At 36.5% G+C, this 13,493-nt stretch carries 12 protein-coding genes; 10 read left to right on the top strand and 2 right to left on the bottom strand.

The features are described from left to right. Window positions 1-86: 86 nt before the first annotated feature. Window positions 87-866, top strand: coding sequence for an enoyl-ACP reductase FabI (fabI, locus tag CD001_RS20040; protein ID WP_096189365.1), 780 nt, complete (start codon window positions 87-89; stop codon window positions 864-866). Between the two features lie 396 nt (window positions 867-1,262). Further along, complete coding sequence (locus CD001_RS20035) at window positions 1,263-1,613, top strand: DUF1360 domain-containing protein (protein ID WP_096189364.1); 351 nt, start codon at window positions 1,263-1,265, stop codon at window positions 1,611-1,613. A 367-nt stretch (window positions 1,614-1,980) separates the two neighbouring features. On the opposite strand, the gene CD001_RS20030 is transcribed toward CD001_RS20035, so the two are convergent. Next, window positions 1,981-2,709, bottom strand: coding sequence for a hypothetical protein (locus tag CD001_RS20030; RefSeq protein ID WP_096189363.1), 729 nt, complete (start codon window positions 2,707-2,709; stop codon window positions 1,981-1,983). 345 nt (window positions 2,710-3,054) lie between these two features. On the opposite strand from CD001_RS20030, the gene CD001_RS20025 reads away from it, so the two are divergent. The 5 genes from CD001_RS20025 to CD001_RS20005 all read left to right on the top strand — a co-directional run bounded on the left by CD001_RS20025 (window position 3,055) and on the right by CD001_RS20005 (window position 7,950). Beyond that, window positions 3,055-3,780, top strand: a complete 726-nt coding sequence (locus tag CD001_RS20025) for a sugar phosphate nucleotidyltransferase (protein ID WP_096189362.1) — start codon at window positions 3,055-3,057, stop codon at window positions 3,778-3,780. Between the two features lie 14 nt (window positions 3,781-3,794). Next, entirely contained in the window at window positions 3,795-4,760 is a 966-nt protein-coding gene (rfbB, locus tag CD001_RS20020) for a dTDP-glucose 4,6-dehydratase (protein ID WP_096189361.1), read from the top strand. After that, window positions 4,750-5,613 carry a dTDP-4-dehydrorhamnose reductase gene (rfbD, locus tag CD001_RS20015; protein ID WP_096189360.1) on the top strand — a complete coding sequence of 288 codons (864 nt, stop codon included), beginning with the start codon at window positions 4,750-4,752 and terminating at the stop codon, window positions 5,611-5,613. Before rfbB ends, rfbD begins: the two co-directional genes overlap by 11 nt. Beyond that, window positions 5,610-6,065 (top strand): dTDP-4-dehydrorhamnose 3,5-epimerase family protein, encoded by a 456-nt coding sequence (locus CD001_RS20010; protein WP_096189359.1) that lies wholly within the window; start codon window positions 5,610-5,612, stop codon window positions 6,063-6,065. Before rfbD ends, CD001_RS20010 begins: the two co-directional genes overlap by 4 nt. 64 nt (window positions 6,066-6,129) lie before the next feature. Further along, window positions 6,130-7,950: a glycosyltransferase family protein gene (locus CD001_RS20005; protein ID WP_096189358.1), complete on the top strand. Its 1,821-nt coding sequence runs from the start codon at window positions 6,130-6,132 to the stop codon at window positions 7,948-7,950. 136 nt (window positions 7,951-8,086) lie between these two features. On the opposite strand, the gene CD001_RS20000 is transcribed toward CD001_RS20005, so the two are convergent. Further along, window positions 8,087-10,051, bottom strand: a complete 1,965-nt coding sequence (locus tag CD001_RS20000) for a LamG-like jellyroll fold domain-containing protein (RefSeq protein WP_096189357.1) — start codon at window positions 10,049-10,051, stop codon at window positions 8,087-8,089. 231 nt (window positions 10,052-10,282) lie between these two features. Here CD001_RS20000 and CD001_RS19995 point away from each other — a divergent pair, with 231 nt between their 5' ends. From CD001_RS19995 to pseC, 3 genes are read left to right on the top strand one after another with little or no spacing between them, the layout of a single operon-like run. Next, a complete protein-coding gene (locus CD001_RS19995) occupies window positions 10,283-11,284 on the top strand; it encodes an SDR family NAD(P)-dependent oxidoreductase (RefSeq protein ID WP_096189356.1) in 1,002 nt (333 codons plus the stop codon). A 34-nt stretch (window positions 11,285-11,318) separates the two neighbouring features. Next, window positions 11,319-12,263 (top strand): dTDP-glucose 4,6-dehydratase, encoded by a 945-nt coding sequence (locus CD001_RS19990; RefSeq protein ID WP_096189355.1) that lies wholly within the window; start codon window positions 11,319-11,321, stop codon window positions 12,261-12,263. A 13-nt stretch (window positions 12,264-12,276) separates the two neighbouring features. Next, on the top strand, window positions 12,277-13,488 hold the full coding sequence (gene pseC / locus CD001_RS19985; protein WP_096189354.1) for a UDP-4-amino-4,6-dideoxy-N-acetyl-beta-L-altrosamine transaminase: 1,212 nt from the start codon (window positions 12,277-12,279) through the stop codon (window positions 13,486-13,488). Window positions 13,489-13,493: the final 5 nt, after the last annotated feature.

Raw genomic sequence — 13,493 nt, 5'->3', positions numbered from 1 at the left:
AACAATGTTGACCTTGTCTACTTTTCAAGATAAAATTAAGACCAAGTACTAATAACAACATATAAAATGTTGAGGAGGAAATGTAAATGAAGATTGATTTAAGTCAGCGTACATATGTCATTATGGGAGTTGCAAATAAAAGAAGTATTGCTTGGGGGATTGCAGAATCATTATCAAAAGCAGGTGCCAGGTTAATTTTTACATATGCAGGTGAAAGACTAGAGAAAAATGTCCGCCAGTTGGCAGAAACGTTAGACCGAAATGATTCACTCATATTACCTTGTGATGTAACGAGTGACGAGGAAGTTGATAAAACGTTTCAACAAATTCAAGAAGAAGTCGGAGTTATCCACGGTTTAGCACATTGTATTGCTTTTGCTAACCGTGATGAGTTAATAGGTGAGTATTTGAACACGACACGCGATGGTTTTAAGTTAGCACATGACATTTCTGCATACTCATTAACAGCTGTAACGAAAGCAGCACGACCACTTATGACTGAAGGTGGAAGTATTGTTACATTAACATACTTAGGTGGAGAAAAAGTCGTGAAAAACTATAATGTCATGGGGGTAGCTAAAGCTTCACTTGATGCAAGTGTTAAATATTTAGCAAATGACTTAGGTAAGGAAAATATTAGGGTTAATGCGATTTCCGCTGGACCGATTCGAACTCTTGCTGCAAAAGGCATCGGTGGATTCAATGATGTATTAAAAGAAATGGAAGAAAATTCTCCACTCAAACGTACAGTTACACAGGAAGAGGTTGGTGATACAGCATTGTTTTTAATGAGTGACATGTCACGCGGAATAACTGGTGAGTTACTCCATGTGGACGGTGGATATAACACAATTGGGATGATGTAAATCATCTCTCATGAGGCTGGGACAAAACAATCACAATAAAGTAAAAAAAGATTCCGGTTATCGTGTTTGATAATCGGAATCTCTTTTTTGTCCAATTACATTCAGACCACTTGATCTGTCAACCATCGCACTTGTGCTCTAGGGTGCATGCGAGTGTATTTTTGCCCAATCACCACCAATATAAAAACCTAATAAATTTGAAATGGCTCTCACCAAAAGGTGAGGGTCATTTTTCATAACTGAGTTTTGTCCCAGTATATTTTTTGTTTTTCTGCTAAACAAAAACAAGGTACTTGCATAGTTATAGAAAGAAAGTGTTTGAAACAAGAGGATGGAGGTGAAAAAATGGGCTCTTACGACGGCTGAAGAAACTTTCTTTCAAAGAGTTCATGTCTTATGGAAATTACACCATTTGAATTTATCTTGTTTACAATTGCCGTTTTTCGGATGACGCATCTTTTCATTTATGATTCTATAACAGAGTTTATAAGGAGACCGTTTATAAAAGTAGAAGAGGAAACGAATGAACATGGAGAACTAGAAACGATTTATATTGTCGCTGATCATGGATGGAAGAAGTGGGTTGGTGAACTTTTAAGCTGTCATTGGTGTTTAGGAATATGGATGGCTGTATTTATGTATACCGGCTATATGTTATTTCCAACTGTGTTTACAGTTATGATTATTATTTTAGCAGCAGCTGGTGTTGCGGCCATGATAGAAGCGATTATTATCCAATGGTTATAATACTTATAAGAAAAGCGCAAGCGCGTCTTTGGTTATCGTCGATGAAAACTGGTCGGACAAAACTCCATGTCCTGTAGTATGCCCGGCATTAGGACGTCCTGTCCGTCGAGACAAATCGCTAGATCAGATCTTCGACTATACCTCCGCGTCCTGCATGGAACGCCAAAGTCACGACATTCGTGTGGGAACTCATGGTGTAATCGCTCTTCGCTAAAGCTAGTCATCTAACGAGTGATTGAAATTTTATAATCTACCCTTTAAATATGAAACCCAGAGTTCCTAATACGGACTCTGGGTTTGCTCTTAAAAAGTAAGAAAATAAAAATTTTGTTTTTATAGTTCAATACGAAGAATGTTAAAAATTGCTTTATGATAAAAAGATAGAGATAGAATTAGAGGAAGGTACACCTTGTTGAATTTCTTTTGAAAATACAAATCCTTCAACTAAATATTGTGATACACCTTCACTGGGCTCAAGAGTAAAGTCAAAGTTTGAAAAGGACTTCTTCTCTCCAGGTTGAATTTGTTGGAAGTGAAGCGGTCTTAACCAGTGCTCCCCTTTCGTTTTGATCCAGTCTCGAAAATCTTCTTGAATATAAGCCCACTCTTCCATCGGGGCAAATGCTTTATTTTGCGGCTGTTCTCTAAAACGTATTTTACCTGAAAGAAGGACTTGTTGAGCTGGTTTTATTCGAAAACAAATGAATGGATTATTTAACGGTTTTGTTCCAGTGTTTTCAATCGTAAAATGTCCGATTACATGAATATTAGGATCTTGCAAGTCACCTGAAGGGTCAGATGTATTCGGTAAAAACACTGAATGACTAAAGTAAGCTTTCATAGCAAAATCATTTTTTACGTTAGCTGAAGCTTTATCTCCATCGTTATATTCACTCGCTATCTTTTCATGATCGTTGTTTATTTTATCAGCGATTTTGCTTTCTTCGATCGCCTGCTTTTTCCTCAATCTCTTTTTTAATTGGTCGATTTCCGTTTCATACTTCTTTAATTCAGAGCGATAATAAATTAATTTTTGCTCTAACTGCAGCTTTGAAGTTTGTTTAGCGTTTGAAGAACGCTTCTGTTTCGATTTCATTTTCTCACCTCAGACAAATGCTATTTTAGTTCATCTATATGCATGAAATAGAATGTGAGAAGTAAAATTTTATTTTCCTTGCAAAAATCAGAAGATCGTTACAATATGCAATAAATGCAATACAGAACCGAATTCTATTGTTCATGAACGTGGCGATAGGTAAAATACTATTTTTGTATTCCCAGGTTACCAAAGTTATAGGGAAATCATATTGTAAAACCATGAATAGCTTTATGTTTTTAAAGGTAGTTCAACGAATTTTTACATGAGATGATCATGAGAAAATAAGTGAGGACTCTTTGCTAAAAAGTGCTCTCCGCACGGTGACCGGAAGGAGGAATATGCGTGAAAGGAGTTATTTTAGCAGGAGGTAAAGGGACGAGGCTCAGACCTGTAACAGAGATCATTAATAAGCATCTTTTACCTGTAGGAAATTATCCGATGATTTATTGGTCGATAAATAAATTAAAAGGCGCAGGGGTAAAAGATGTGATGATCGTGACAAATCAGGAAGATATAAGTGACTTTTTTCAACTTCTAGGTAATGGAGAAAAGTTTGGGATAAATATTTGTTACGAAATTCAAAATAGGGCAGATGGAATAGCGGATGCTTTATCTTATGCTGAAGCATTTGTTGAAGATAAATTCATCGTTTTATTAGGTGATAATATTTTTGAAGATTCATTGCTTCCATTTATTGAATCATTTAAAAAGCAAGCCGAAGGAGCGAAAATTCTATTGAAAGAAGTGGAGGACCCAGAACGTTTTGGGGTGGCGGTATTAAATCAAGAGAAAAACCTTGTATCTTCCATTATCGAAAAACCGAGAACGTGGATATCTCCATATTGTGTTACCGGTATCTATATGTACGATAGAGCAGTATTTGACATGATTAAAAATATAAAACCTTCTCATCGTGGTGAATTAGAAATTACCGATGTGAATAATTCATATATTCATAGGAGTCAAATGAACTTTAATCTCTTAAATGGTTGGTGGATTGATGCAGGAACTTTCGACTCCTTACAGATGGCAAGCCGTCTTGTTCAGAAAGAATTTGAGGTTGAATAGGGAGAGAGTATGAGATGAAACAACTTTTAGTTACAGGTGGAGCTGGGTTTATCGGATCAAATTTCATTGAGTACATGTTAGACCATCAGTCCTATCAAATAACAAACATTGATGCGTTTACGTATGCAGCAAATGAGGAGTATATTAAAAAGTTTAACGAGGTCCCTCATTATCGCTTAATAAAAGGCGATATTAGTAAGGAAGATGAGTTGGAACGAGCTTTGGACCGCCAATATGATGCTATCATCAACTTTGCTGCGGAAAGTCATGTTGATAGAAGCATTAATCGAGCTGACCAATTTTACGAATCAAATATTAAAGGTACTTTAAATTTGCTCTATGCTGTTTTAGAGAAAAAAGCAAACCGCCTCATCCAAATTTCTACGGATGAAGTATACGGATCTTTAGATAAATTTACTGCCCCATTTACTGAAAAATCTCCTCTTAAACCAAATAACCCATATTCAGCAAGTAAAGCAGGAGCTGACTTGTTAGTTAGGTCATTTGTTCAGACGTATAAGCTACCGTTAATTATTACGAGGTGCAGCAACAACTATGGTCCTCAACAAAACAAAGAAAAATTTATTCCAAAAGTGATTACAAATGCGATGAAAGGTGAACCGATTCCGCTTTACGGAGATGGAATGAATATACGAGATTGGATCCATGTAAGTGATCATTGCCGAGCTGTTCACTTTGTTTTGGAACGAGGAGTGCCAGGTGAAGTTTATAATATTGGAGGTCACGAAGAGAGAACGAATATTGATGTCATCAAAGCGATCTTAAAGTACCTTCGTAAAGATGAAGCTTTGATTGAATATGTTGACGATAGGAAAGGACATGATCGTCGCTACTCAATCGATTTTACGAAAATAAACACAGAGCTAGGCTGGGAGCCGAAAGTACAGTTTGAAGAAGGTATTATTGAAACGATTAAATGGTATCAAAATCAAGGTCAATTAGGTGGAAATGATGGTTAAGAAAAAATTAATGATTACAGGTGGTAAAGGACAACTCGGAAAAGAATTAGAGAAACAGCTTTCAATCAGCTACAACGTATACGCATATGGGAAAGACGAGTTAGACATTACAGTACCACAAAAAGTAGAAGAACGGGTTCAAGAAATCGACCCAGACATTATTATTCATGCAGCTGCCTATACTGCGGTCGATCATTGTGAATTAGATCGTCTAACCGCTTTTCGCATAAATGCTGTTGGAACAATGAATATTGCCCTAGCTGCTAAACGACATCAAACACGACTCATTTATATAAGTAGTGACTATGTTTTTAATGGTAAAAAAAGTGTGCCGTACACTGAAAAGGATGAGACAGACCCATTAAATATTTATGGGGTAAGTAAGTGTCTCGGAGAAGAAACTTGTCAGTCGGTTATCCGCAAAAATTGTACGATCGTTCGGACTTCTTGGGTGTTTGGACACGGCGGAAACAACTTTGTGAATACTATGTTACGTCTAGGAAAGAAACAGATCCCGATCAAGGTTGTCAATGATCAAATGGGTAGTCCTACTTATACAGCTGACCTTGTATCTGTTATTCGTACGTTAATCGAATTAGGCAAATCAGGTATATATCATGTTACGAATTCAGAAAGCTGCACCTGGTTTGAGTTTGCAAAATATATTTTCAATGAATCAGGTTATGATTCTAAATTGTTAGTACCTGTCTCGACAAAAGAATTTGGTTCATCTGCACCGAGACCACATTATTCCGTCTTGTCAAAAGATAAATTATTACGAGAAGGATTACCTTTACCTAGAAGCTGGCAAGATGCTGTTTCAGAGTACCTTAGAAAGGAGTTCATAAGATGATTGACGGAGTAAAAGTAAAAACCTTAATGAAACATTGTGATGACCGAGGTTTTTTTGCTGAAGTCTTACGAGATGATGAACAGTTATTGGAGCGATTTGGTCAGGCATCATGGTCCATGAGTTATCCAGGTGTCGTAAAAGCTTTTCATTATCATGAGAATCAAGATGATTTATGGTTTTTTCCATCAGGTAATGCACAAGTTGTCTTATATGATCTAAGGGAACAATCTCCAACGAAAGGTCAAACGGATGTGTATTATATGGGAGAAGAAAATCCGATTATTGTTCTCATTCCAAAAGGAGTCGCTCACGGATACCGTGTACTTGGCAGCAAACCAGCAACCATTATTTATTTTACGACGGAATCGTATAATGCTAAAAACCCTGATGAAAAAAGAATACCTTGGGATGATGCCCAGATAGGTTTTGATTGGGAGACAAAGAACCGCTAAAGGTTGTAGGAAAACAGACCGTCGTATATACGACCATGCGTAAAATAGATTGGAGTGAATAAATTTGAATGACTACTATCATTTTACAGGAAAAGAGAAAATCGTTATTCAGTCTATTTTCCCTAAAATTAAAAACAATTTTACGTATGAGTTTTTTGTTAAACCATCTGCTCCGATTACGATAAAAAAAGAATCGACGACAGGCGTTGCCGGGACGTTAGGTCAAAAATATATCATTGGAGCAGAAAATTGCTTGGATGCCGCATGTGCTGGAGTCGGACTGTCTGTTGGAACGAACGGTATTGTAGTCGTAGAGCATAGTGTCAACTATTTACCGATCACTCTTTCCCTTGCAGTACCGATTAATAACTGGATTCATATTGCAATCACTTATGATGAAAAAAGACCGAAATTGTACATTAATGGGGTATTGCGGAAAGTTGGACTCGTTAGTCCAAAGGAGTCTGTCTATGCATCTGGAATTATTGGTGGTTTATCTCCCTATGGATTTTTTCAAGGGTATATTCGCCAATTTCGACTTTGGGATCATCCGCTCGCTCCCGAAACGATTGCTCAAAAAATGGAAAAAAAAATTGAAGCAAAAGACAACGGGCTAATCGTTAACTATCAATTCAATGAAAAAAGTACACTCATTCTCGATCGAACTGGGCACCAACACCATGGATACATCTACGGACAAATGAAAAAAACAGCTGAAACAGCAGTAAAGAAAATCGGAGTAATTATGTCAAGTAGCAGTTATAGTGCTACTCGTTTTTTTGCAACTGCATTGTCGAAAGCGTTTGAACAATTAGGATACGATCTAATTATGATCGACTTAACAAAGCCTGATTATAATAAAAAAATTGAAACAATTTTAAGAGACAAAAATCTTTATTTTTTGTTCGGAATGAATGCACATGGGTATGAATATTTAAAACAAAGAATCAATGGATTACAAGTCCCGTTTTTCTGTTATCTAGTAGATCATCCGATCTATCATCAAAATCGTTTAGATTACAACTTAAAAGCTGAAAATTTAATCGTTTCATGTTTAGATAGGACACATGTTGATTATTTAAACAATTATTACAAAGGGACATTTACGAAAGCATTTATCCCGCATGGAGCTTCTTTAGGAAACATTTCTGAAATTCCTGCAAATTCATTAAATAAAAGAAATACCGATATTTTATTTACAGGAACATATACGGACCCTGTGAAACACCGAAATGTTTGGCTACAAGATCATGAATATAAGACGATGATCGATGAAATTGTTGAGAAGTCGTTGTATGAATCAAACATCCCATTGATCGACGTAGCTGAAGTAGTTTTACATTCGAAAGGAAAAAGGTTAACACCTGATCGACGTTTCACGAATTTATTAGTTCACGCAGATTACTATATTCGTGGTTATCGTCGGAAGAAAGTATTAGAATCATTTAAACATCTGTCCCTTATGATCTTTAACACAGACTGGCAATATTTAAAGAATAAAAATGGTCGCATCCAAATTTATCCTTCTATTGACTATTTAGAATTTCAATATAAATTACAGCATGCTAAAATGATCTTGAACATTTTACCCAATTTAGCTTACGGTGGACATGATCGCATTTTTACGGCGATGTTAACAGGTGGTGTAAGTTTAACTGATAAAAACAAGTTTTTAGAATCGAATTTCACTCATGGAGAAAATATATTGTTTTATGACCTAGACGATCCAAACCTTGAAGAAAAGGTTGTTTCTTATTTACAAGATGTTGATATGCTAGAGAGGATCGCATTAAAAGGAAGAGAGATTGCAAAAAAAAATCACACGTGGGAACAGAGAGCAAAGTCAATTTTAAATGTCATCAAGCTTCATTATGACAAAAACTAAATATGTGTCTAATACGTATAGTACACTTGATTAGCCTTCACTTTCTATCAAGAGGGACAACAATTAAATAGAGTGATGTCAACGAAATGTTCACTGAATATGTTCTTATGAAATGCTATAAAATGCAGTAAGATCTTTAACGATTGATCTTGCTGCATTGTTGTGATAAATAATTCGCTATTCTTGCGGAAGTTCCTTTTGTTTGATAAAAAATATCCTCGATCTTCTGTTTTTGCTGCGTTAATATTTCTTGCTTTTTGTTATTATTCGATTGAATTTGCTGCAACATTGATCGAAGTTCAGTCGTCGATGTTCCTGTCGTAAAAATGAGTTGCTTTTTTGTTGCTTCTTCGGATGTTGGGTGACAAATTTGGATAACAGGCTTTGAAAAAGCGGCAGCTTCAAAAATGGCTGTCGACGTGTCTCCTAAAACGATATCCGCCTGACGAATCAGTTGATATAAATCACCATTCTGAACGACTTGCTCTGGGCGTATTCGGCCATTTCGTACATATTCTTCTAAATGATGTATGGTAAAAGACGGGTGTAGTTTATACGTAACTTTCATTTGAGTCAGGTTTTGGACTGTTTGGACAAATAGGTCAAGGTTGTTTTTACTTTGCTTACTTATTTTTGGGGATTGAGAAAAAAGATAAAGAAGTTCAGTTTCATTGTTTACAAAATCATTCTCATCATAAGCGTTGTTTATTGCTGCTTCATATTGCTTCATTAAGCTTTCTAATTTTGGGTTTCCTAATATGACACTAGGTGGGCGATTAGAAAATTGTTTTAAGATACGTTCATGAAAATCTCCCCATAAAATTACCTCGTCTGAACCTCGAAAATCATGGTATTCTCCTAGAAAAAAGCCGTGCTGAATTAAAATGGTCTTAACCGGTATGGTGTGAGAATAGAATTGGATCGCATCACTACAACCAGGGTTCATGACATAATGAATCCCATACACAATCTTTGGACGGATATCAAGTAACATCATCGAAGTACTAATCAAATCTTGCGCATATTTAGTATAGAAATTTTTTAGCCATATTTTCTTAGCATGTGTGAGTCCTTCCATTTTTGACCAAGCATTGATATGTTGTAAGATTTGACTTGCATAAAATTGGGTGGATATGGATTCGATCGAATGGTTTTTTACGTATTCTTCTTTATTGATTACTTTTACTTTAGGGGATAGTGAAGGTGTTGAGGCGATTTGACTGGATGAGTCTAAAAGAAAGCTCACTGATTGTCCTTTTCGTATTAACTGATTAGCTACAGGAACGAGAAAATTTTGATAGTCATTTCGGTATAAACCTGGAAGAATAAATATATCAGATACATCTTTGGTATCGGTTTGTTTGTGTGCACGAATAAAAGGATCGACATGAATATGTGTTTGAACAGAATCAGGTTTGGTTGCATGTGAACGTGGTTGAATAATATTCCATCTACTTAGTATATCCGTATGTTTTTCTAGAATGGATGAGGACTCATTTACTCGTGTCGCATGAGACGTTTTTGGAAAACGCCATACTTTATATAATCCATTTTTTCCTTCTTCTAACACTAGGTTCATTTGTTTTTTAATTTCAATTTGCGTTCGAACCGTTATCCATAGCCGCAAATTGTATACGTGTCCTTTATAATAGCCATATGGATTAATACCACCGACAGTACCGGAAGCAAATACATGATCCACAGGGCTTTTTAAACCTCGTTTCACAAATGTCCCGTTAATATATAAAGAGGGAACTTTATTGTTGTAAACGACCGCAATGTGAGTCCAATCTAATATTTGCCCACGATACACGAGAACCGAAGGTAAATAATTGTGGGTATGTTCAAATACAGAAATCCCATTTGTTGCGACAGAAAATCCTACGCCTGCAGTATTTTTGTGATTTCCATGTCCAGGGGCAATTAAATACGTTTGCCCTTTAGTACCAAACGTTCCTCGAATTGTATCGATTCCAGTTGTGTGAGACCGTTCCGGTTTCACCCAGCACTCATAAGTAAACGTATTTTTTAATTCCTCATAAATGCCTTTATCGATGATTAATTGATCTCCATTTAAGCTTATTTTCAATTCATCCAACATCTTGGAATCCTCCTTTTTACAAGCACATAAACCTCCATATTCTTATACATATATTGCAGGTTTAGTGTGAAATATTCATGACGTGCTATTTTATATCGCTTTTCGTAGGAATCAGAGAAATAACTGGACAGTAACCGTTACTAGTCTAGTGGGAGGTTCATAGGATATAAAGGCACAAAAAGTTAGAAGGAAATCATGAATGTTTATGTCATGATGAGAGGAGGATTTACGATGTTTTTTAAAAATAAACGAATTTTAATCATTGGCGGAACCGGTACAATCGGGACCAATCTTCTCAAACAGATCATGCTAGAAGATCCGCAAGTCGTGAGAATTTTTAGCAGAGACGAATTTAAGCAACATCAACTACAAAATCAATATCGCCATCAGAAGAACCTTCGATTTTTAATTGGAGATGTTCGAGATTATACCCGTGTATATAGTGCTATGGAAGATATTGATTATGTTTTTCACACAGCTGCAATGAAACATGTTCCTGCATGTGAATATAATCCATATGAAGCGGTCATGACGAATATTAACGGAACGTATAATGTAATCAAAGCAGCGAATGCACAACAAGTAAAAAAAGTGGTTTTCACAAGTTCTGATAAAGCAATTTCACCAACAAATACGTATGGAGCAACAAAATTGACGGCTGAACGGTTAATATCTTCGGCACAATATAGTAATGGGAAAGGCAAAACAGTATTTGCAAGTGTAAGGTTTGGAAATGTCCTTGGTTCACGTGGCTCAGTCATTCCGTTGTTTAAAAAACAAATTATTCATGAGCAAAAAGTAACGGTCACAGATGTCCAGATGACTCGATTTATGATGACCGTTAATCAAGCAACAACACTGACAATAAAGGCGTTAAAGGAGTCGAAAGGCGGTGAAGTGTTCGTATTAAAAATGCCGATCATAAAACTAAAAGATTTAGTAACAGCGATTGTGAAAGAGACTTGTAAAAAGGAAGGGATGAACGAGGGAGTCTCCATCGAAGAAATCGGACTAAGGCTTGGTGAAAAAAGGTATGAGGAATTAATGACGTACGAAGAATCATTGGAGGCATGGGAGCTCAAAGACATGTTCATTATTCCAGGAATGTATGGAAAAGATGAAACATATGAACATGCGAAAAAAGCAAAACATCAAACGTACAGTTCAAATGATCACCCTCCATTAACGTATGAAGAAGTCGTTAAGCTTCTTCTGGAGGAGAACATCATCTAAAGGTAATAACATAAGTAGAGGTGGTTGATATTGGATGAAAGTACTAGTTACTGGTGGTGCTGGTTTTATAGGAAGATGGGTCGTACACAAATTATTAAAGGACGGTCACGATGTCTGGGTTCTAGATGATTTGTCAAATGGAAGAGTTGGTAATATACAGAACTTCATGAATCACAAGGAATTTAAAGAGCTTGTCATTGGTGACATTAAAGATATAGATCTTCTACGAAAACTTTTCACAAATCAATTTGACATTTGTTATCACTTAGCAGCAAGTATAAATGTTCAAGACAGTATCGATGATCCAAAAACAACTTTTGAAAATGATACAATTGGAACTTTTCACATGTTAGAGCTCTGCAAAAAAAATCACGTTAAAATCGTATTCATGAGCACTTGTATGGTTTACGAAAATGCCAGCAAAGAGAGCGGTATAAAAGAAACTGATCCGATCAAGCCGGCTTCCCCGTATGCAGGCTCAAAAATCGCAGCTGAAAACATGGTACTCTCCTACTATTTTGCGTACAATCTTCCTACTGTCGTCATTCGCCCATTTAACACGTATGGACCTTACCAAAAAACAGGTGGAGAAGGCGGCGTCGTCGCGATTTTTATTAAAAATAAACTCGATGGAAAACCGCTGAACATTTATGGTACAGGTACACAGACACGTGATTTGTTATTTGTTGAAGACTGTGCGGAATTCGTCGTGAGAACAGGTTATTCGGATAAAGCAAATGGAGAAATCATTAATGCAGGTTTAGGTAGAGATATTTCAATTAATGATTTAGCAAAGCTCGTAGTCAATGATCCATCACGAATACACCACGTCGCACACATTCACCCCCAAAGTGAAATACCCAAATTACTATGTAACTATGAAAAAGCGAAAAAATTGTTAGACTGGGAGCCTAAAATAACATTAGAAGAGGGGATTAAAAGAACTGAGAGCTGGATTAAGACTACAAATTTGATTTGATAAGGAGTAGACAATGGAGAGTAAAAATAGTTTAGCGATTCACGGAGGAGAACCTGTTAGACGATCTTATTTGCCATACGGCCGGCAATCGATAGATGAAGAGGATGTAAAAGCTGTGCTGAACGTTTTGAAAAGTGATTATGTCACACAAGGACCGAAAATAATTGAATTTGAACAGGAAGTTGCTCAATATACAAATGCAAAATTTGCAGTTGCGTTTTCAAGTGGAACTGCGGCTTTACATGCTGCTTGTTATGCTGCAGGGATTACAAACGGGGATGAAGTCATTACGACACCTATAACGTTTTCCGCAAGTGCGAATTGTGTACTCTATCAACATGGGGTCCCTATTTTTGCTGATATTCAGGAGGATTCGTTAAATATTTCGCCACAATCGATTGAACAAAAAATAACGAAAAAGACAAAAGCAATTATTCCAGTCGATTTTACCGGACGCCCTTCAAATTTAGATGAGATTAAGTCGATTGCGAAAAAATATGATTTAGTTGTAATTGAGGATGCAGCGCATGCACTGGGAGGTGTATATAAAGGGAATAAAATAGGGTCGATTAGTGATATGACGATGTTTAGTTTTCACCCAGTCAAACAAATTACGACAGGTGAAGGTGGAATGATTACAACGAATGATCGATCGTACTATGAAACATTGATGCAATTTCGAACGCACGGAATCACAAGAGATAGAAAGGATTTTCAGGAAGATCATGGAGCTTGGTATTACGAAATGCAAACGTTAGGGTTCAATTATCGTATGACAGATATTCAAGCTGAGCTTGGCAGAAGTCAGCTTAAGAAGCTAGATGATTTTATTGAAAAGCGTAAACAAATTGTCCAAATGTATCATCACGCTTTTTCAAAGATGAAAGAGCTGCAAATCCCGTCTCTGAAAGCTGGAGAACAATCCAGTTGGCATCTCTATGTCATTCGTTTGAACAAGAAGACATTAAGCGCAAGTAGAAAAATGATCTTCGATGCTTTGAAAAAAGAAAATATCGGTGTAAATGTCCATTATATTCCGGTTTATTGGCATCCATATTACGAAAAGCTCGGTTACAAAAAACAGACTTGTCCACATGCTGAAGTTTATTATGAAGAAGCCATAACGCTTCCCCTTTTCCCGGCGATGTCTAATGAAGATGTCAAAGATGTGATCAAAGCTGTCAACAAGGTCATCTTTTATTATTCAAAGGAAAAGAATGTATGAGAGAA

The organism is Evansella halocellulosilytica, from assembly GCF_002335745.1.
GTDB lineage: Bacteria > Bacillota > Bacilli > Bacillales > Salisediminibacteriaceae > Bacillus_CA > Bacillus_CA halocellulosilytica.
This window is presented reverse-complemented; position numbering and strand designations above follow the sequence as displayed.

What these genes read in the sequence shown, in the direction of transcription:
- fabI (WP_096189365.1), top strand. Translation starts at nt 87, where the DNA reads ATGAAGATTGATTTAAGTCAGCGTACATATGTCATTATGGGAGTTGCA.
- CD001_RS20035 (WP_096189364.1), top strand. Translation starts at nt 1,263, where the DNA reads ATGGAAATTACACCATTTGAATTTATCTTGTTTACAATTGCCGTTTTT.
- CD001_RS20030 (WP_096189363.1), bottom strand. Translation starts at nt 2,709, where the DNA reads ATGAAATCGAAACAGAAGCGTTCTTCAAACGCTAAACAAACTTCAAAG.
- rfbB (WP_096189361.1), top strand. Translation starts at nt 3,795, where the DNA reads ATGAAACAACTTTTAGTTACAGGTGGAGCTGGGTTTATCGGATCAAAT.
- rfbD (WP_096189360.1), top strand. Translation starts at nt 4,750, where the DNA reads ATGATGGTTAAGAAAAAATTAATGATTACAGGTGGTAAAGGACAACTC.
- CD001_RS20010 (WP_096189359.1), top strand. Translation starts at nt 5,610, where the DNA reads ATGATTGACGGAGTAAAAGTAAAAACCTTAATGAAACATTGTGATGAC.
- CD001_RS20000 (WP_096189357.1), bottom strand. Translation starts at nt 10,051, where the DNA reads ATGTTGGATGAATTGAAAATAAGCTTAAATGGAGATCAATTAATCATC.
- CD001_RS19995 (WP_096189356.1), top strand. Translation starts at nt 10,283, where the DNA reads ATGTTTTTTAAAAATAAACGAATTTTAATCATTGGCGGAACCGGTACA.
- CD001_RS19990 (WP_096189355.1), top strand. Translation starts at nt 11,319, where the DNA reads ATGAAAGTACTAGTTACTGGTGGTGCTGGTTTTATAGGAAGATGGGTC.
- pseC (WP_096189354.1), top strand. Translation starts at nt 12,277, where the DNA reads ATGGAGAGTAAAAATAGTTTAGCGATTCACGGAGGAGAACCTGTTAGA.